Origin of the sequence: Tessaracoccus coleopterorum, from assembly GCF_011174705.1 — a bacterium.
Classification (GTDB): Bacteria; Actinomycetota; Actinomycetes; order Propionibacteriales; family Propionibacteriaceae; genus Arachnia; species Arachnia coleopterorum.
In genome coordinates this window covers 2,402,522-2,419,453 of sequence record NZ_JAANIJ010000001.1, presented here as the reverse complement: position 1 = coordinate 2,419,453, position 16,932 = coordinate 2,402,522, and the positions used below count along the sequence as shown (strand labels likewise).

At 69.2% G+C, this 16,932-nt stretch carries 16 protein-coding genes and 7 pseudogenes; 10 read left to right on the top strand and 13 right to left on the bottom strand.

Features of this window, described 5'->3' with window-relative positions:
- Window positions 1-146 precede the first annotated feature (146 nt).
- Window positions 147-1,660: pseudogene (locus G7085_RS15495) on the top strand (acetyl-CoA hydrolase/transferase family protein).
- Between the two features lie 106 nt (window positions 1,661-1,766).
- Here G7085_RS15495 and G7085_RS15490 read toward each other — a convergent pair.
- Window positions 1,767-2,801, bottom strand: coding sequence for a hypothetical protein (locus G7085_RS15490; protein WP_197511654.1), 1,035 nt, complete (start codon window positions 2,799-2,801; stop codon window positions 1,767-1,769).
- Between the two features lie 97 nt (window positions 2,802-2,898).
- Window positions 2,899-3,153: a hypothetical protein gene (locus tag G7085_RS15485; RefSeq protein WP_197511653.1), complete on the bottom strand. Its 255-nt coding sequence runs from the start codon at window positions 3,151-3,153 to the stop codon at window positions 2,899-2,901.
- A gap of 296 nt (window positions 3,154-3,449) precedes the next feature.
- Here G7085_RS15485 and G7085_RS15480 point away from each other — a divergent pair.
- A pseudogene (locus tag G7085_RS15480) lies at window positions 3,450-4,042 on the top strand (MarC family protein).
- Here G7085_RS15480 and G7085_RS26835 read toward each other — a convergent pair.
- From G7085_RS26835 to G7085_RS30750, 4 genes and pseudogenes are all read right to left on the bottom strand, one after another.
- Window positions 4,032-4,274: a hypothetical protein gene (locus G7085_RS26835; RefSeq protein WP_231979590.1), complete on the bottom strand. Its 243-nt coding sequence runs from the start codon at window positions 4,272-4,274 to the stop codon at window positions 4,032-4,034. The pseudogene G7085_RS15480 and the gene G7085_RS26835 overlap by 11 nt on opposite strands.
- A complete protein-coding gene (locus G7085_RS26830) occupies window positions 4,232-4,441 on the bottom strand; it encodes a hypothetical protein (RefSeq protein ID WP_231979589.1) in 210 nt (69 codons plus the stop codon). The genes G7085_RS26835 and G7085_RS26830 overlap by 43 nt, the downstream gene beginning before the upstream one ends.
- Before the next feature lie 79 nt (window positions 4,442-4,520).
- Window positions 4,521-4,685 (bottom strand): hypothetical protein, encoded by a 165-nt coding sequence (locus tag G7085_RS35220; RefSeq protein WP_231979588.1) that lies wholly within the window; start codon window positions 4,683-4,685, stop codon window positions 4,521-4,523.
- Window positions 4,682-5,223, bottom strand: a pseudogene (locus tag G7085_RS30750) (FAD-dependent oxidoreductase). The gene G7085_RS35220 and the pseudogene G7085_RS30750 overlap by 4 nt, the downstream one beginning before the upstream one ends.
- Before the next feature lie 213 nt (window positions 5,224-5,436).
- On the opposite strand from G7085_RS30750, the gene G7085_RS32905 reads away from it, so the two are divergent.
- The 4 genes and pseudogenes from G7085_RS32905 to G7085_RS35215 all read left to right on the top strand — a co-directional run bounded on the left by G7085_RS32905 (window position 5,437) and on the right by G7085_RS35215 (window position 9,302).
- Complete coding sequence (locus G7085_RS32905) at window positions 5,437-5,916, top strand: FAD-binding oxidoreductase (protein ID WP_197511652.1); 480 nt, start codon at window positions 5,437-5,439, stop codon at window positions 5,914-5,916.
- Window positions 5,889-6,557: pseudogene (locus G7085_RS32900) on the top strand (FAD-binding oxidoreductase); the annotation flags it as partial. The gene G7085_RS32905 and the pseudogene G7085_RS32900, both read left to right, overlap by 28 nt.
- Window positions 6,558-6,667: 110 nt before the next feature.
- Window positions 6,668-8,272 (top strand): FAD-binding and (Fe-S)-binding domain-containing protein, encoded by a 1,605-nt coding sequence (locus G7085_RS32895; RefSeq protein WP_331715718.1) that lies wholly within the window; start codon window positions 6,668-6,670, stop codon window positions 8,270-8,272.
- Window positions 8,273-8,658: 386 nt separating this feature from the next.
- Window positions 8,659-9,302: pseudogene (locus G7085_RS35215) on the top strand (nitrilase-related carbon-nitrogen hydrolase).
- Window positions 9,303-9,327: 25 nt separating this feature from the next.
- On the opposite strand, the gene G7085_RS35210 reads toward G7085_RS35215, so the two are convergent.
- The 4 genes from G7085_RS35210 to G7085_RS26805 all read right to left on the bottom strand — a co-directional run bounded on the left by G7085_RS35210 (window position 9,328) and on the right by G7085_RS26805 (window position 11,228).
- Complete coding sequence (locus G7085_RS35210; RefSeq protein WP_269452183.1) at window positions 9,328-9,603, bottom strand: aminotransferase class I/II-fold pyridoxal phosphate-dependent enzyme; 276 nt, start codon at window positions 9,601-9,603, stop codon at window positions 9,328-9,330.
- Window positions 9,604-9,676: 73 nt separating this feature from the next.
- Window positions 9,677-10,333: an aminotransferase class I/II-fold pyridoxal phosphate-dependent enzyme gene (locus G7085_RS35205; protein ID WP_269451887.1), complete on the bottom strand. Its 657-nt coding sequence runs from the start codon at window positions 10,331-10,333 to the stop codon at window positions 9,677-9,679.
- A 224-nt stretch (window positions 10,334-10,557) separates the two neighbouring features.
- Window positions 10,558-10,743 carry a toxin-antitoxin system HicB family antitoxin gene (locus tag G7085_RS15450; RefSeq protein ID WP_231979587.1) on the bottom strand — a complete coding sequence of 62 codons (186 nt, stop codon included), beginning with the start codon at window positions 10,741-10,743 and terminating at the stop codon, window positions 10,558-10,560.
- The gene (locus tag G7085_RS26805; RefSeq protein WP_331715717.1) at window positions 10,743-11,228 is read right to left on the bottom strand and encodes an SPFH domain-containing protein; all 486 of its coding nucleotides are present in this window, start codon (window positions 11,226-11,228) and stop codon (window positions 10,743-10,745) included. Before G7085_RS26805 ends, G7085_RS15450 begins: the two co-directional genes overlap by 1 nt.
- 174 nt (window positions 11,229-11,402) lie before the next feature.
- On the opposite strand from G7085_RS26805, the gene G7085_RS26800 reads away from it, so the two are divergent.
- Window positions 11,403-11,630 carry a hypothetical protein gene (locus tag G7085_RS26800; protein WP_231979586.1) on the top strand — a complete coding sequence of 76 codons (228 nt, stop codon included), beginning with the start codon at window positions 11,403-11,405 and terminating at the stop codon, window positions 11,628-11,630.
- 154 nt (window positions 11,631-11,784) lie between these two features.
- Here the strand turns inward: G7085_RS26800 and G7085_RS15440 are convergent, their stop codons facing one another.
- Window positions 11,785-12,477, bottom strand: a complete 693-nt coding sequence (locus G7085_RS15440) for a GTP pyrophosphokinase (RefSeq protein WP_197511651.1) — start codon at window positions 12,475-12,477, stop codon at window positions 11,785-11,787.
- Between the two features lie 211 nt (window positions 12,478-12,688).
- Between G7085_RS15440 and G7085_RS26795 the strand changes: the two genes are divergently transcribed.
- The 3 genes from G7085_RS26795 to G7085_RS26785 are packed head-to-tail and all read left to right on the top strand — an operon-like array spanning window position 12,689 to window position 13,856.
- Entirely contained in the window at window positions 12,689-13,219 is a 531-nt protein-coding gene (locus tag G7085_RS26795; RefSeq protein WP_231979585.1) for a M20 metallopeptidase family protein, read from the top strand.
- Complete coding sequence (locus tag G7085_RS26790) at window positions 13,219-13,536, top strand: peptidase dimerization domain-containing protein (RefSeq protein ID WP_231979584.1); 318 nt, start codon at window positions 13,219-13,221, stop codon at window positions 13,534-13,536. The genes G7085_RS26795 and G7085_RS26790 overlap by 1 nt, the downstream gene beginning before the upstream one ends.
- Window positions 13,533-13,856: a M20/M25/M40 family metallo-hydrolase gene (locus tag G7085_RS26785; RefSeq protein WP_231979583.1), complete on the top strand. Its 324-nt coding sequence runs from the start codon at window positions 13,533-13,535 to the stop codon at window positions 13,854-13,856. Before G7085_RS26790 ends, G7085_RS26785 begins: the two co-directional genes overlap by 4 nt.
- A gap of 68 nt (window positions 13,857-13,924) precedes the next feature.
- On the opposite strand, the pseudogene G7085_RS15430 reads toward G7085_RS26785, so the two are convergent.
- Together G7085_RS15430 and G7085_RS35200 are read right to left on the bottom strand one after the other, a co-directional pair.
- A pseudogene (locus tag G7085_RS15430) lies at window positions 13,925-14,588 on the bottom strand (carbohydrate ABC transporter permease); the annotation flags it as partial.
- Window positions 14,589-14,643: 55 nt separating this feature from the next.
- Window positions 14,644-16,916 (bottom strand): annotated as a pseudogene (locus tag G7085_RS35200) (ROK family protein).
- Window positions 16,917-16,932 lie beyond the last annotated feature (16 nt).

The following is a 16,932-nucleotide window of genomic DNA, read 5'->3' as shown; positions in this document are numbered from 1 at the left end:
CCGACACCGGGCGCAGCGGGGCGCCAGGGGCTCGGGCAAGGGGTTTGCGCATACACCGAACCGAACGGCGGGATTCCCTGGGTGCCCCTCAAATCGGGGAGCCGACCGGATAGGGTGTGCCGCAGACAATTCTTCAAGGAGGACAGATGTCAGGTCGCATCCGGAGCGAGGCGTTCAAGAACAAGGTCATGTCGGCGCATGAGGCCGCCGTCCTTGTCGAGGACGGTTGGAACATCGGATTCTCGGGCTTCACCGGCTCGGGCTACCCCAAGGCATTCCCTGAGGCGCTCGCCGCCATCATCGACGCGGCACACAACCGTGGTGAGGAGCTGAGGGTCGGCGTCTGGACCGGCGCCTCCACCGCGCCTGAGCTCGACGGCGCGCTCGCCCGCACCGGCGGCATCTCCTACCGGGCCCCCTACCAGTCCGACCCCGAGATGCGCAGCGCGATCAACAAGGGCACGTCGTACTACCAGGACATCCACCTCTCCCACATGGGCCCGCAGGTGTCGCAGGGCTTCCTGGGCAAGCTGGACGTCGCCGTCATCGAGGTCACCGCCATCACCGAGGACGGCGACCTGATCCCGTCCTCGTCGGTCGGCATGAACCGCACCTACCTCGATTACGCGGACAAGGTGATCCTCGAGGTCAACGAATGGCAGTCCGAGGGCCTCTACGGCATGCACGACATCTACTACCCGATCGGGGCCCTCCCGCCGAACCGGGTCGCGCTGCCGATCATGAATGCGGGCGACCGCATCGGTGAGAAGGTGCTGAAGGTCGACCCGGAGAAGGTCATCGCCGTCATCGTCACCGACGCGCCCGACCGCAACACCCCGTTCAAGCTCCTCGACGACGACTCCCGCGCGATCGCGAACAACCTGCTCGACTTCCTCGGCAACGAGGTGAAGCAGGGTCGCCTGCCCAAGAACCTGCTGCCCTGCAGTCGGGCGTGGGCAACATCGCCAACGCGGTGCTGCAGGGCCTTCTCGACGGCCCGTTCGAGAACCTCACCTCCTACACGGAGGTGATCCAGGACGGCATGGTCGACCTGCTGGACTCCGGCAAGCTGACCGTGGCCTCGGCCACCGCCTTCTCGCTGAGCCCGAAGGCGGCCGAGAAGATGAACGACAACGCGGCACACTACGCGAAGAAGATCGTGCTGCGCCCGCAGGACGTCTCCAACCACCCGGAGGCCATCCGCCGGATGGGCGTCATCGCCTGCAACGGCATGATCGAGGCCGACATCTACGGCAACGTGAACTCCACCCACGTGATGGGTTCGCGCATGCAGAACGGCATCGGCGGCTCGGGCGACTTCACCCGCAACGGTTGGATCTCCTCGTTCGTGACGCCGTCGACGGCCAAGGGCGGCGCGATCTCCTGCATCGTCCCGATGGTCAACCACGTCGACCACACCGAGCACGACGTCCAGGTGATCATCACCGAGCAGGGCCTCGCCGACCTGCGCGGCATGGCACCGCGCCAGCGCGCCAAGCTGATCATCGACAACTGCGCGCACCCGGACTTCAAGGAGCCGCTGCGCGAATACGTGAAGCTGGCCGAGAAGAAGGCCAACGGCATGCACACGCCGCACGATCTTGCCACCGCGCTCGGATGGCACGTCCGCTTCCTCGAGACCGGCACCATGGTCCAGTGAGCTGACCCCGGACAACGGAAGAGGGGCCCGCGCTTCGGCGCGGGCCCTCTCGTGTCGCTACCGCCTCAGCGGTAGACGACGTTGTTGAACACCCACTGGCGTGCGGTCACGTAGCGGCGGTGCTCGTAGCGCGTGACGTGGGCCGACACGTAGGTGCGGCAGGCGTTGGAGCCGGTCTGGGGTGTGTTGCACTCGGTGCGCCATCCCGGCCCGCGGCGTCGACCCATTCACCGGTACGCGCGAGAGGGTTGGTCCCCCACGTGCCGCCGTCCAGGGGCAGGTATGAGAGGTTGTTGAACGCCCACCCGGTGCGCTGCGCCCAGCGCCCGTTCACCAACACCGCCTGGGTGGCCCAGATGTCGGTGCGGCACCGCAGCGTCGTGGAATACGGCTCGCAGGCCGTGCGCCAGCGGCGCCCGTTGACCTGGTGCTCCCCGGGGGTGGTGTACACGTTGAAAACGACCGGCTGCCCAGTGCGCCACCGGTAGGTCGCGTCGATCCCGCGGCCGGTCGCCCGGACCCGGGCGACGACGGTCTTCCCGACGTCGGCCCGGTGAAGCGGTACGTCCGGCCGGTCTCCCCGGGATGGGTCTGCCGTCGCGCAGCCAGGTGACGGTCTGGGTGACCGGGTAACCCTCGTAGGGCGACGTGACACGCGCCACCCATCCGACCACGGCCGGCGTCGTGAACAGCGATTCGCCCGTCCACAGCTCGCCCGGCCCACGATCCGCGCCGGGGTGGTGACGGTGAACGGAGCGACCCGGTCGGCCGTCATGGTCACCGTCGCCGTCACGGGCAGCCCGATCATGGCGTTGGTCAGCCGCAGGACATCCCCCGATCCGGCGGGCTTCCCGTCGACGGCCCAGGTGACGGAGACCTCGTAGGGCTCACCAACCGGTCCGGTCAGGGCGACGCCCACCCCGGTTCCGGCCACGAGGTCACCGGTCAGGCTGGCGCCCGCGGCCGAGACGTAGGGCAGCCGCAGCAGCGGCACGTCGGAGGCGCTCCGGACGGGCGCCGACGTCGTCCAGCCCGCCTTCGAGGCGGAGACCTCGACGGAGACGGAGCGTCGTTCGTACGCGGCCCGGGCGTCCAGGTCTCTGCGGTCGCCCCGGCGACGGGCACCCGGTTGGCGTACCACTGGTAGGAGTAGGTGAGCCCGGTCCGGGGGTAGGCCGGTTGCGGCACCGCCCTCAGGGGCCGACCCACGAAGAAGTCGCCCTCCACCCGGGGCGCGTTCATGAGAATGGTGCCCTGGACGACGGTGCGCGGGCGGAGACAAGGACCACCGGGGAGCCACCCTCGGGAGTGACGGTCGCCGTGACGACGACCTGCTTTCCGATGTACTCCTCGAGCAGGATCAGGCGCTGCGGCTCGATCGGTTCGCCGACGAGGTTCTCGGAGGGGACAACCACCCCGTCAACGGTCCACGAGTACCCGACGGTTCCCGTGATCCCGCCCACCGTGGCGACGGCGTGCGTGGCCGCCTCCATCGGTCCCGTGATCTCCACCCCGGGGCCGTCAGCCCGGGCCGGCGGCGCGGTCTGCAGGCGATGAGCGCGGCGGTGAGCACCGCGACGACGGTGGTCAGGTGACGCATGGGGCCTCCTCGCCCTCGGTCGGGAACGATCGCCCCGGTTGGCGCACAGTATGGCCCCCACTCCGGCAACGGTTGCAGGCCCCACCTGGCCGAAGGCGAGCACCCCGGACTGGGCGGCCGGGGCGTGGGCCGTAGAGTGAACCCTCCCGGCGTCCGCCGGGAGGCGATCGGAGGGGTGTACAGGCTTCCATGGAAGTGATGATCTCGGCGGCGTTCACGTTCCTGCTGGTCATGGATCCGCTCGGCAACGTGCCGCTGTTCCTCACCTCGCTGCGCAACACGAAGGCCGAGCGGCGCCAGTGGGTGATCCTGCGCGAGTGCCTCATCGCGCTTGCTGTGATGGTGACCTTCCTGTTCGCGGGACGGGGCTGCTGAACCTGCTGCACATCGAGGAGGCGGCGCTCACCGCCGCGGGCGGCGTCGTGCTCATGCTGATCGCGATCCGCATGGTGTTCCCGACCCCGGAGAAGAATCTCGCCGAGCCGGTCACCCACGACGAGCCCTTCATCGTCCCGCTCGCGGTGCCCTACGTGGCGGGCCCCTCGTTGCTTGCCATCATCGTCGTGTTCGTCAGCCAGGATGCCGGCAACTGGCCCTGGTATCTCGGCGGCCTCATGATCTCGTGGCTGATCACCACGGTGACGCTGTACTTCTCCGGCTTCCTGCAGCGCGTCGTCGGCACGAGGGCCCTCGTGGCGACGGAGCGGCTGATGGGCATGATCCTCGTGCTCCTCGCGGTCCAGATGATGTTCAACGGCACGAAGGCCTTCTTCATCGGCTGACGCCACGCAGCAGTCGGTCGCAGATCTCTCCCGCTATGGGCCTGGCGGAGGTGGCAGCCGGTGACGGCGCGTTCACCACGTGCAGTTGCCGGGCGGTCGACCTGAACATGAAGTCCTCGACCATCGTCCCGTCGGCGAGCACGGCCTGGGCGCGGATGCCCGCCGGGTGCGGCGTCAGGTCGTCCAGCGTCAGATCCGGGCAGTAGCGCCGCACCCTGGCCAGGTATCCCAACGCGACGAGCGAGTCGAGCTGCTCCCGATGCCGGTGCGGGCCAGGCGCGGCGCGAGCCGCCAGAACCCCGGGAAGCGGAGCAGTTCCACGGTGTCGGCAGGATTGACCGACCACTTGCGGTAGCCCTCCCGGGCCAGCCCGAGCACCGCATTGGGGCCGACGCTCACCCCACCGTCGATCGTCCGCGTCAGGTGGACCCCAGGAAGGGCAGCGACGGGTCGGGCACCGGATAGATCAGGTGGTCGATCAGCCCGGCCCGCGACGGCGGCAGCCGGTAGTACTCCCCCTGAACGGGAGCATCGCGAACCCGTCGCCCAGCCCGGCCATCCGCGCGACCCGGTCGGCCTGGATGCCTGCGCAGGCGACGAGTCGGCCTGCGTGGATGACGCCGTCGGCGAGCTCCACGGTCACACCGGTCGCGTCCTCCCGATGCCCGTGACCCTGGCACCGAGGCGCACCCCTCCGCCCAGGTCCGAGATCCGTTCGGCCATGGCCCGCGCGACGGCCCCGTAGTCGACGATGCCCGTCTCAGCGACCAGGATCGCGCCCACCCCACGCACGTTGGGTTCACACCTGCGCAGTTCGTGAGCGTCGAGGCGCTCGGGCCGCAGCCCGTTGGCGCGGGCCCGCTCCCCAGCGCGGCCAGCCGCACCAGTTCGGTGTCGTCGGTGGCGACGATCAACTTGCCCGGCTGGGCGAAGGGAATGCCCCGCTCCCTGCAGAACTGGCGGGTCCAGGCCGCGCCGAGCCTGCACAGCCGCGCCTTGAGGCTGCCGGGCGGGTAGTAGACGCCGGCGTGGATCACGCCGCTGTTGTGGCTGGTCTGGTGAGGGGCGATCCGGTCGTCCTTCTCGCACACCACGAGCGAGGCGCCGGGGTTGCGCTGCAGCAGCGTCATGGCCGTGGCGAGGCCGACGATGCCGCCGCCGATCACGCAGAAGTCGATCATGCCCGCCCACCTCCGTGGTGTTCCAAGGTGCCGGGATCCAGTGTCGCGCGTCCGGCGTCACTCCCGCCACCCGATCTCCCGACGGCCTGGCACCCTCAGGCGACCCACGGGCGGCCCGGAAGGGTTCGCCCAACCCGCCCTGGGTCCTCGGATCCATGATGTTAGGGTGGTCTGGTCAGACCAACTCACAACGTCCGTGAAACGAGGTCACCCATGTCGGTCACCACCTCCCGCACGCTCCTGGATGCAGGCAACAGCGCCGGCGTCGCAGCCCTCCGCGCAGCACTCGGCGACGACGCCGTCAGCACGCGCGAGCTCGACCGGATCGCCTTGGCCATCGACGCGTCGCACTACATCCGCACCCCGGATGCGATCATGCGGGCCCGCAACGCGCAGGAGGTCGCCACCGCAATGGCGGTTGCGCGCCAGCTCGGCTGGCCGCTGACGTTCCGCGCGGGCGGCTCGAGCCTGTCGGGCCAGGTGCTGTCGATGGGACTCACGGTCGACGTGCGTCGGAACTTCCGCGACATCGAGGTGCTCGATGGTGGCGACCGCGTCCGCGTGCAACCCGGCGCCACCATCCGTCAGGTCAACGGCGCGCTGGCCCGTTACAAGCGCAAGCTCGGCCCCGACCCCGCCTCCGAGATCGCCTGCACGATCGGGGCATGGTCGCCAACAACTCCTCCGGCATGACCTGCGGCACCGAGAAGAACACGTACCGCACCATCGAGTCGATGACGATCGTGCTGGCGTCCGGCACCGTGATCGACACCGGCGCGCCGGATGCCGACGATCAGCTCCGCCGGGCCGAACCCGCACTGGTCGAGGTGCTCGAGCGGCTGCGCGACCAGCTCAACCGCGACGAGGTCGCCTCCGATCTCAGGCGCCGCTACGCCATCAAGAACACCATGGGCTACGGCCTCAACTCGTTCATCGACCACGACCGGCCGGTCAAGATCCTCGAGCACCTGATGATCGGCTCCGAGGGGACGCTCGGCTTCGTGGCCGAGGCCGTCTTCCGGACGCTGCCGGTGCCCGCGAAGACCGCCACCGGCCTGCTGCTCTTCGAGTCGCTCGACGCCGCCACCACCGCGCTCCCGCACCTCGTCTACTCCGGTGCCGACGTCGTCGAGCTGATCGACGCCGCATCGATCCGCGCCATGGGCGAGGACGCGAAGGACGTGCTGCCCGCCGGATTCGAGGCGACGCAGCAGGCGTCGCTGCTGGTGGAGTACCAGGCCGATGACGACGAGGGGATCGCCGAGCGGATCGCGGCCGGCAACGCCACCTTCGCCGATCTGGGAGGCCTCGAGGCCGCGCCCGAGATGACGCAGGACGCGAAGCGCCGCGGCCTGATGTGGGTGATGCGCAAGGGCCTCTACACGAAGGTCGCGCGGAACCGCCCAAGGGCACCGCCGCGCTGCTCGAGGACGTGGCCGTGCCGATGGAGAGCCTCGGCGCCGTCTGCTCCGAGCTGCAGGTGCTGTTCGACAGGCACAACTACGCCGACGCCGTCATCTTCGGCCACGCGAAGGACGGCAACATCCACTTCCTCGTCACCGAGGACTTCGCGGGGCCCGAGTCCCTCAAGCGGTACGAGGACTTCACCGAGGACATGGTCCAGCTGGTCCTCGACCGGCAGGGCACCCTGAAGGCCGAACACGGCACCGGACGCATCATGGCCCCGTTCGTTCACCGTCAGTACGGCGACGAGCTGTACCAGGCGATGTGGGACGTCAAGTTGGCATGCGACCCGGAGCAGATCCTCAACCCCGGCTCCGTGCTCACCGAGGACCCGGAGCTGCACCTGAAGAACATCAAGTCGACCTCGCCTGTGCGCGAGGTGATCGACGACTGCGTCGAGTGCGGGTACTGCGAGCCCGTCTGCCCGAGCCAGCACCTGACCACCACGCCGCGCCAGAGGATCGTCATCCAGCGCGCGATCCAGGACGCCACGACCGAGGGCAACCTCGAGCTGGCGGAGAAGCTGTTCAAGCAGGAGACCTACGACGTCGTGCAGACGTGCGCCGTCGACGGCATGTGTTCGACCGCCTGCCCCGTCCAGATCAACACAGGCGACCTGATCCGTGACCTGCGTAGGGAACGCCAGTCCGGCGTCCTCGACGCGGGCTGGGACTTCGCGGCCAAGCACTGGGCCGGCGTGCTGAACGTCGCCTCGGTGGGCATGACGGTGGTCGACAAGGTGCCGAACCCACTGGTGCGCGGGGTGCTCGGCGCCGCCCGCGCCGTCGTCGGCACCGACATCGTGCCGACCCTGTCGGCCGAGCTTCCCGGCGGCGGCCCGGTCCGCAAGCCGGTTGCCGCCTCCGAGCCGGCGGCGATCTTCATGCCCGCCTGCGTGGGGACGATGTTCGGCTCCGACCACGCGTGCGGCACCGGCGTGGCCGGCGCCGTCCGGCAGCTCGCGGCGGCCGCGGGGCTGAACCTGCGCACGCCCGAAGGCATCGCGTCGCTGTGCTGCGGTACGCCGTGGAAGTCGAAGGGCCTCGCGAAGGGCTTCGACACCATGTCGGAGCGGCTCGCCGAGTGGTGCGTTGCCGCCACGGACAACGGGAAGCTGCCGCTGGTGTGTGACAACGTGTCGTGCACCGAGGGCGTCGAGGTGAGCCTGAAGAAGCGCGGGATCACGAACATCCGGGTGATCGACGCGACCCAGTGGGTCGCCGAGTTCGTCGCCCCGAAGCTGCCCGAGGTGGCCAAGGCCGGGATGGCCGTCCTGCACCCGACGTGCTCGTCGACGTTGATGGGGGTCAACGACAACCTCACGTTCCTGGCGGGGCTGGTCGCCGACGAGGTGGTCGTTCCCGAGGGATGGCGCTGCTGTGCCTTCGCCGGTGACCGGGGCCTGCTGCACGAGGAGCTGACGGCGACGTCGACCCGTGACGAGGCGCGTCACGCGCGGGAGTTGAACGCGGACCTGTACCTGTCGCTGAACCGGACGTGCGAGATCGGGATGACGAGGGCGACAGGGAAGACGTACACGCACGTGCTGGAGGAGTTGGCGGCCAGGGTCGCCGCCGTCAGCTGAGACCCGGCAACGCGGGCGGCACCTGCGCGACCTGCTCGCGCGGGCGCCGCCCGGAAAAATCGGCCAGTAGCCGATTCTGACCGGTCCGGCCGAAACTATCGGCCACCGACCCACCGCCGTCCCCCACGCCCGCCCGGAAAAATCGACCAGTAGCCGATTCTGACCGGTCCGGCCGAAACTATCGGCCACCGACCCACCGCCGTCCCCACGCCCACACGTCAGGGCTTGCGCCGGAGCGACCCGGGTGGCGAGAGTTACCCCATGCGCATCGCCATCGCCCAACTCAGCGCCTCCACCGACCCGAGGGCGAACCTGGCCCTCCTCGGGGCGCAGGCCCGGGCCGCGGCCGACGGCGGCGCCCACGTCGTCGTCTTCCCGAGGCGACCATGTGTTCGTTCTCCAGGGCGTCCTCGGAGGTGGCCGAGCCGTTCGACGGCCCGTGGGCCGACGCGGTCCGCACCCTCGCCCGCACGCTCGGCACCACCATCGTGGTCGGTATGTTCACCACCGCCGACGATGGCCGGGTCCACAACACGCTGCTGGTGACGGGTGCCGTCGAGGCCCGCTACGACAAGGTCCACCTGTTCGACGCCCTCGGCTTCCGCGAGTCGCGGCACATCGCCCCGGGAGCGACCTGGTTCACATCGATCTGCGCGACACACGGCTGGGACTGGCCACCTGCTACGACATCCGCTTCCCTGCCCAGTTCCAGGCTCTCGCCTCCGACGGCGCCCGGGTCATCGTGGTCTGCGCCTCGTGGGCGCCCGGGCCGGGGAAGGTCCACCAGTGGCGCACCCTCGCGACGGCCCGCGCGATGGACTCCACCGCGTTCGTGGTCGCGGTCGACCAGGCGGCGACGGGCGACCCGGATGCGCTGGGGCGTCCCACCGGGGTGGGGCATTCGATGGTGGTGGATCCAACCGGACGCGTGCTGCTCGAGCTCGGCATCGCCCCCGAACTGGCGTTCATCGACCTCGACCCCGCCGAGGCCGACGTCGCCCGTGAGGCCCTGCCCGTCCTGCCCGACTGACAGGCGACGACGCCGCGGGCCAGGGTCAGCCCAGACGGCGGATGCCCTCGTCGAGCACGGCGTCGGTCTTGCAGAACGCGAACCGGACGATGTCGCGCCACGGCTCGCGGTGGTCGGTGAATACCGACACCGGGATCGCCGCGACCCCACGCTCACCCGGCAGTTCCCGGCAGTAGTCGACCGCGTCCGTGCTGACCCGCGCGCACACGAAGTACGTGCCCTCCGAGCGGAACGGGGCGAGCCCGGCGGCAGAGAGGGCCGCGGTCAACCGGTCGCGCCTGTCGCGCAGCGTCCGCGCCAGGCCCGCGGCCCACTCCCCTCGTGGCGCAGCGCGTGCGCCACGGCTGGCTGGAACGGTGCACCGCCCGCGAACGTCAGGAACTGTTTCGCGGCGAGCACCCCTCCAACAGCGGTTCGCTGGCGAGGGCCCAGCCGATCTTCCAGCCCGTGACGTTGAACGACTTGCCCGCCGAGCTGACGGTGATGGTGCGCGATCCCATGCCGGGCAGCGACGCGATGGGCACGTGCGGGAGGTCGAAGGTCAGGCGCTCGTATACCTCGTCGGAAAGGACCAGCAGGTCGCGTTCGACGGCCAACTCGGCGATGGCCGTCAGTTCGGCGTGCGTGAGGATCGTTCCGGTGGGGTTGTGTGGCGAGTTGACCACGATCATCGCCGTCGAGTCGGTGACGGCGGCCCGCAGGGCGTCCAGGTCGAGCCGGAAACCCACCCCGTCGGCGACCAGCGGCACGGAGACCCGGGTCGCCCCGGCGAGTGCGACGGCGGCGGCATAGGAGTCGTAGTACGGCTCGATCAGGATGACCTCGCTGCCCGGTTCCACCAGGCCGAGCATGGTCGCGGCGATCGCCTCGGTCGCCCCCGCGGTGACGAGGGCCTCGGAGGCGGGGTCGTACTCGATGTCGAAGTTGCGGACGCGGTCCTCGCAGATCGCGCGGCGGAGATCGGGCAGCCCGCGGGCGGGCGGGTACTGGTTGTTGCCCGCCAGGATCTGCTCGCGGGCGATCTCGAGCATGGCTGCCGGGCCGTCCCAGTCGGGAATCCCTGGCCCAGGTTGACGGCCCCGTGCATCATCGCAAGGTCGGTCATCTCGGCGAACACGGTGCCGCCGAAACTCCGTAGCCGGTCAACGGCGGCTGAGGGTGCTGACATGCCCAGAGCTTAGGCACCGCCGCCCTCAGGAACCCTCGGCGTCCACCTCGCGCCTCGGGCGGCCGGGACGCCGGATCGGTTGTGCCTTCACCGGGCGGCCTGCCCCTTGAGCGCGTCGCGCAGCAGCACCTCGATGTGGGCGTTGAGGCTGCGCAGGTCATCGGCCGCCCACTTGGCGAGGGCCTCGTGGACGGCGGGGTCGAGGCGGAGCAGGATCGACTTGCGCTCCTTGCGCCCGTCGCCCTGCACCGCCTTCTCCTCGTTGTCGGACATCAGCCGTAGAGGGTCCCGGTGTTGATCACGGGGGTCGAGCGCGAGTCGGAGCAGAGCACCACGAGCAGGTTTGACACCATCGCGGCCTTGCGCTCATCGTCCAGGGAGACGATGTCGTCGCGCTCGAGCCGCTCGAGGGCCTGTTCGACCATGCCGACGGCTCCCTCGACGATCTTGCTGCGGGCCGACAGGACGGCCGAGGCCTGCTGCCGCTGCAGCATCGCCTGGGCGATCTCGGGCGCATAGGCGAGCGACGAGATGCGCGTCTCCACGACCTCCAGCCCGGCGATCGCGATCCGGGCGGCGACCTCCTGGGCGAGCTCACCGGAGACGAGATCGGTCGAGCCGCGCAGGCTCTCCTCGCCCGGGTCGGCGAAGTCGTAGGGGTGCGACGACGCGACGTGGCGCAGCGCCGACTCGGCCTGCACGGTGACGAAGTCCTCGTACTGCTCGACCGAGAACACGGACTTTGCGGTGTCGGCCACCTGCCACACCACGATGGCCGCGATGTTGATGGGTTGCCGTCGGCGTCGTTGACCTTCAGCTCGTTGGTCTCGAAGTTGCGGACCTTGACGGAGACGTTCTTCTTGGTGGTCAGCGGCACCGTCATGAGGAGCCCCTGCTTGCGGATGGTGCCGAGGTAGCGTCCGAAGAACTGGGTGACCTTGGTGTCGCCGGGCGAGACCACCGTCAGCGACGAGCCGACGAGGGTCGCGAGCAGGACGGCGACGATGCCGAGCGCGACAAGCCACCCGCTCACCTGCTCGCCCGCCGAGTCCTGGACCGCGGCCGCCACGATCGCCCACCCACCCAGCGCAAGCAGCACCAGCGCGATCAGGAACGCGAGCGCCCCGACATGGACCACGCCTTGCGCTCCTCGATGCTGACGCGGGTTCCCTCATGGCCGACCGGCCGGCCGGCCGCCTCCCCACCCACCGACGATTCGTCGGGAGCGACTGGGATCTGGCTCATCATGCCTCCTGATAATCTGATAGCTAAGTGATATCAGATTAGCAGGTGACGGGGCGCAGCGAAAGGCGGTTACCGCTCCAGCGAGCGGACCTCCGCGCGCAGGTCACCCATCTGCTCATCGAGTGAGGTGGCCACGTCTGCGACCTCCTTGAGGTTGTCGCGCAGATACGTCGGGACCTGCCCCTCGTACTTGTAGTGGATCTGATGCTCGATGCTGGCCCAGAAATCCATGGCAATGGTGCGGATCTGCACCTCCACGGGTACCTGAATGGCGCCGTCGGAGAGGAACACCGGCACCTCGACTATGAGGTGGAGGCTCTGGTACCCGTTCGGCTTCGGGTTGGCGATGTAGTCCTTCTTCTCCAGCAGCGTGACGTCGGGCTGTTTGACCAGCATGTCGGCGACGGCGTAGGTGTCGTCCCTGAAGGCGCACACGACCCGGATGCCCGCCACGTCGCGGATCTGCCGCCGCACGGCCTCGAGGTCGGAGCCGCACCCGAGCCGGCTGGCCTTCTCGAGGAGCGACTCCATCGACTTCAGGCGTGTCTTGACGTGCTCGATCGGCTTGTACCGGTGTGTCTCGTCAAACTCCTTGCGCAGGATGTTGATCTTGGTCGCCACCTCGTCCATCCCACAGGAATACTCGAGGCGGAACCGGGAATAGTCGTCCCTGAGCCTGCGGAGGATCTCCTCGGGTTCTGCGGTCGGGCCCTCGGCGTAGCTGTCGAGCAGGCCCGCGAGACGTCGGTCGTGTTCAGCCATGGTTCCAGTGTGGCGGACGCACCAAACCCGGCGGTCATGGCACGGGGCACCGTCATGGGGCGGATCGGGCGATCGGCGCGCCGGGAGGGGGCTGAGCCTCCCGAACCGGGGTTCGTGGCCTGACGCCGTCGGGCTCTCACCGGTGACCAGATGGCGGGCCGAGTCGCGGCCCACCGGCCGGGCCACGGCCCGGATGCGGTAGACAAGGACCATGAGCATCGATCTCGTCGCCCTCCGCCGCGAACTCCACCAGATCCCGGAGGTCGGCCTTCAGCTTCCGCAGACCCGGGCCCGCATCCTCGCGGCGCTCGAGGGCCTCCCACTCGAGATCAGCCTCGGCACAAAGGTCTCGTCGGTCGTGGGCGTGCTGCGGGGCGGTCGTCCGACGGAGGGCAAGCGGCCCGTGGTGCTGTTGCGCGAGGACATGGACGCGCTGCCTGTCGAGGAGCTCACCGGCCTCGACTACGCCTCCACCAACGGCAACATGCACGCCTGCGGGCACGACCTCCACATGTCGATGCTGGTCGGGGCGGCACACGAACTCTGCTCCCGTGCGGACGAACTGGCCGGCGATGTCATCTTCATGTTCCAGCCCGGCGAGGAGGGCGTCGACGGCGCGAAGTACATGCTCGAGGAGGGCGTGATGGACGCAGCGGGCTCCGCCCCGACTGGGTCTACGCCATCCACGTCTGGTCGGCGCTCGACCCGCACGGCACCTTCTCGACGAAGCCGGGCACCGTGATGGCAAGCTCCGACGTCGCGAAGGTGCGGGTCGTCGGGCGCGGTGGCCACGGTTCGACACCTCAACGCGCCGCCGACCCGGTGCCGGCGCTCGCCGAGATCACCACCGCGCTGCAGACGATGGTGACGCGCCGCTTCGACGTCCAGGACCCGGTGGTCGTCACCGTCGGCCTGCTGCAGGCGGGCACCATCGCCAACGTCATCCGGAGGAGGGGCGCCTCGAGGCGACGCTGCGCACCTTCTCGCACGCCGCCCGCGACCGGCTGCTCGAGACCATCCCGCGGGTCGTCGAGGGCATCGCCGCGGCACACGGCGTGAGCGGTGAGTTCTCCCTGCTCGAGCAGTACCCGGTCACCATCAACGACGACGCCGAGGCGGACGTCGTCGCCGGGGTCGTGGCCGACCTGTTCGGAGAGGACCGTCACGCGCGCTGGAGCCACCCGCTAGCCGGTGCCGAGGACTTCTCCCGGTTGCTCGAACTGGCGCCCGGCTGCTTCATCGGGCTGTCGGCCTGTGAGCCCGATCTCGACCCTGACACGGCGCCGTTCAACCACTCGGCCTACGCGCGCTTCGACGACGCCGTCGTCGGCGACGGCGCCCGGCTGCTCGCCGAACTGGCGCTGCGCAAGCTCGCCTGAGCAACCATCGACACAGCTGGGTGGAGCCCGGCCCCCTTGAGGGACCGGGCTCAACCTTTCCGGCGAGGTCAGCCCTTCAGGCCGGAGGTCGCGAGCCCTCGATCACCCGCTTCTGCATCGAGAAGAACAGGACGAAGATCGGGGCCATCGCCATCGCGGAGGCGGCCATCATGACGGCGTAGTCGCTGGAGTACTGGCCCGCGAGGGTGGCGATGCCGACGCTGATCGGCATGTTCTCCTCCCGTGTGGTGACGATCAGCGGCCACAGCAGGTCGTTCCAGCTCCACAGCACCGTGACGATCGCCACCGCAAACAGGCTGGGCTTCGCGAGCGGGAGCATCACCCTCCAGAACGTCTGCCACGGGTTGCAGCCGTCGAGGCGCGCCGCCTCCTCGAGCTCCCGCGGCATCGACATGAACGCCTGTCGCATCAGGAACGTCCCGAAGGCCGAGAACCCGGCAGGACGATGCCGGCCGCCGACTCGAGCAGGCCGAGGTTCTTGATGATCTGGTACTGCGGGATCAGGTAGGCCTGGCCCGGGATCATCAGGATGGCCAGCAGCATGCCGAAGAGCACGTTGCGGCCCCGGAACTGCATCCGGGCGAACGCGTATCCCGCGAGGGCGCAGAACGCGAGCTGCCCCAGCGTCCGTGCCACGGTGATCAGGATCGACGTGCCGAACTGCTGCAGGAACGGCAGCTTCTGGAACACCGCCACGTAGTTGCCCCACTGGAGCGTCTCGGGGATCAGCTTCGTCGCTTCATGGGGGTCTCCTTCAGTGTGGGGGTCACTTGTTCTGGTTGTTGTTGAAGTAGTCGATGAGGTCGGAGGGGAGGGTGGGGATGTCGCGCGGGGTCGAGCCGTCTCGCAGGGACTCGGTGGCCTGGATCGCGGCCGCGACCGCGTACCAGGCGCCGAGGGGGAGGTGTCGGTGGGCGCACCGTCACGCACGAACCGGACGAACTCGCTCACGGTCAGCACATCGGCGTCGTCGTGGCCGACCCCGTCACCGACGATGGGGAACTGGGCGTCGCCCTGGGGTCGTAGTCGCCGCGCTTGTTCCACAGCCGGATGACGCCGCCCTCACCGTCGCCGAAGTTCTCGATGCGGCCCTCGGTGCCGATGACGGTGTAGTTGCGCCAGTAGTCGGGCGAGTAGTGACACTGTTCGTAGGACGCATAGACGCCCGACTCCATCTGCATCAGCATCATCGAGACGTCCTCGACATCGATGACGGGGTTGAGTCCCTTCTGACTGAGCGGCGGCCAGTTCTCGGTCGGGTTGAACCACTGCCCCATCAGCTCGTTGCTGCGGTCGCGGCGGTCGGTGACCTTGTCGTAGACGGTGAGCCCACCCATGGCCGTCACCCGGGAGGTGTGGGAGTCGGCGAGCCAGTGCATCACGTCGAGGTCGTGCGCGGCCTTCTGCAGTAGCAGCCCGTTGCCGTGCTCGCGGGTGGCGTGCCAGTCCTTGAAGTAGTAGTCGCCACCATGGCCGACGAAGTGGCGACACCAGATGGCCTTCACCTCGCCGATCAGGCCCTCACGGATGATGCGACGCATGCCCCGGACGACGTCCATGTGGCGCATGTTGTGGCCGAGATACAACTTGGTGCCGGTTGCATGGGCGGTGGTGAGGATGCGGGTCGCATCGTCGAGGTGGATCGCGAGCGGCTTCTCGAGGTAGACGGGGATGCCCGCCTCGAGCAGCTCGCAGGCGATGTCGGCGTGGGTGTCGTCGGGCGAGGTGACGATGGCCACGTCGATGCCTGAGGCGGCCAGTTCGGTGACGGAGCCGGTCAACGCGATGTCGGCGCGGCCGAGGCGACTGAGCACGCGCGCCGCCGCGTCGGGGTGGGGCTCATAGGCGGCGGTGATGGTGCCGCCCAGCTCGGGGCGCTCAAAGTTGAGCGCGAGCCGGGAACGGGCACCGACACCGACCACGCCGACCTTGAGCGCGCTGGCGGGGGTGCTGATCTGTGGAGTCACTGGGAAGTGCATACCTTTCGTGATTGCCTCCTGCACCAGGTGCAGGGCGGTCGGCGTGATGGTGGCCTTGACGGAACTGCCGAGGAGTTCCTCGGTGGCGTCCTTCAGGCCGAGGGAGAGCGCGCCGATGACGGCGCCGCCCTGCCTCAGTCGTGCCCCTCGAAGCTGAGTGGGGTCGAGGCGGCGGCCCTCGATTCGCGCAGGTGGGAGTTGATCTCTCCGATGGCATCGGGCAGTTGCGCCATCGGAACGGCGATGACGATCACAGACGGATCGAGGACCGCGGCGGCAGAGCCGATGATCTCCGCCGCGTGCTCGAGCTGCCCCTCCACCGGCCCGGGGCCCTCGGCTACGATCAGGCCGACCTCACCGGCGTTGAACCCGCGGCCCCGGTGGATCCGGCCGCCCATCACCAGGCCGGTGAGCACGCTCCTGCTGAGCGCCACCAGGAGGAGGTCGTCGCCGTCGTCCAACTGTTTCTCACCCACCCGGAGCGCGAACTCACCGAACGCGGCCGCGTTGATGTCGTTCTCGACGCGCACCGGCAGCCCGAAGCGTTCCTCGAGCCGACGCCCCAGCGCAAAGCCGTTCCAGGCCGGCACCGAGGTGGTGCTCATGATCGTCCCGGAGTCGTCGACGGTGCCTGTGGTGGAGATCGAGAGGGCGCGGAGCGGGCCGAAACCGGGATGGGCGTCGGCGTGCTTCTCCACGAGCCCGATCAGTGAGGCGAGCCGGGGTGCGGATTCGAGCGAGATGCCGCTCACGAACTCGGAGGCGATGATCCTGCCGTCGACCCGGGCGACCGAGACGAGCGCCGTCTCCATGAGCAGGTCGACTGCGATCACGATGCCCGCGCCGGGGGCGATCGACCACGTGCTCGCGGGCGTCCCGGCCTCGAGGTCTCCTGGTCCTGGGAGCGCACGAGGCCGCCCTCCTCCAGGGTCGCGAGAAGCGCCATCACCGTCGGGCGGGACAGGCCCGTGACGTCCACGAGATGCCGTGCCTTCACCGGACCGGATCGAAGTTGCCCGAACACCCGTGCCAGGTGGGCAGGTCGCGTCGCTGCGGACATCTTCACTCCTGAGTAA

Excerpts from the sequence above, each read along its gene's own strand:
- G7085_RS15485 (WP_197511653.1), bottom strand. The coding sequence starts at position 3,153 with ATGGAGGCGGCCACGCACGCCGTCGCCACGGTGGGCGGGATCACGGGA.
- G7085_RS32905 (WP_197511652.1), top strand. The coding sequence starts at position 5,437 with ATGTCGGTCACCACCTCCCGCACGCTCCTGGATGCAGGCAACAGCGCC.
- G7085_RS32895 (WP_331715718.1), top strand. The coding sequence starts at position 6,668 with ATGGAGAGCCTCGGCGCCGTCTGCTCCGAGCTGCAGGTGCTGTTCGAC.
- G7085_RS35205 (WP_269451887.1), bottom strand. The coding sequence starts at position 10,333 with ATGCTCGAGATCGCCCGCGAGCAGATCCTGGCGGGCAACAACCAGTAC.
- G7085_RS15450 (WP_231979587.1), bottom strand. The coding sequence starts at position 10,743 with ATGTCCGACAACGAGGAGAAGGCGGTGCAGGGCGACGGGCGCAAGGAG.
- G7085_RS15440 (WP_197511651.1), bottom strand. The coding sequence starts at position 12,477 with ATGGCTGAACACGACCGACGTCTCGCGGGCCTGCTCGACAGCTACGCC.
- G7085_RS26795 (WP_231979585.1), top strand. The coding sequence starts at position 12,689 with ATGAGCATCGATCTCGTCGCCCTCCGCCGCGAACTCCACCAGATCCCG.
- G7085_RS26790 (WP_231979584.1), top strand. The coding sequence starts at position 13,219 with ATGGCAAGCTCCGACGTCGCGAAGGTGCGGGTCGTCGGGCGCGGTGGC.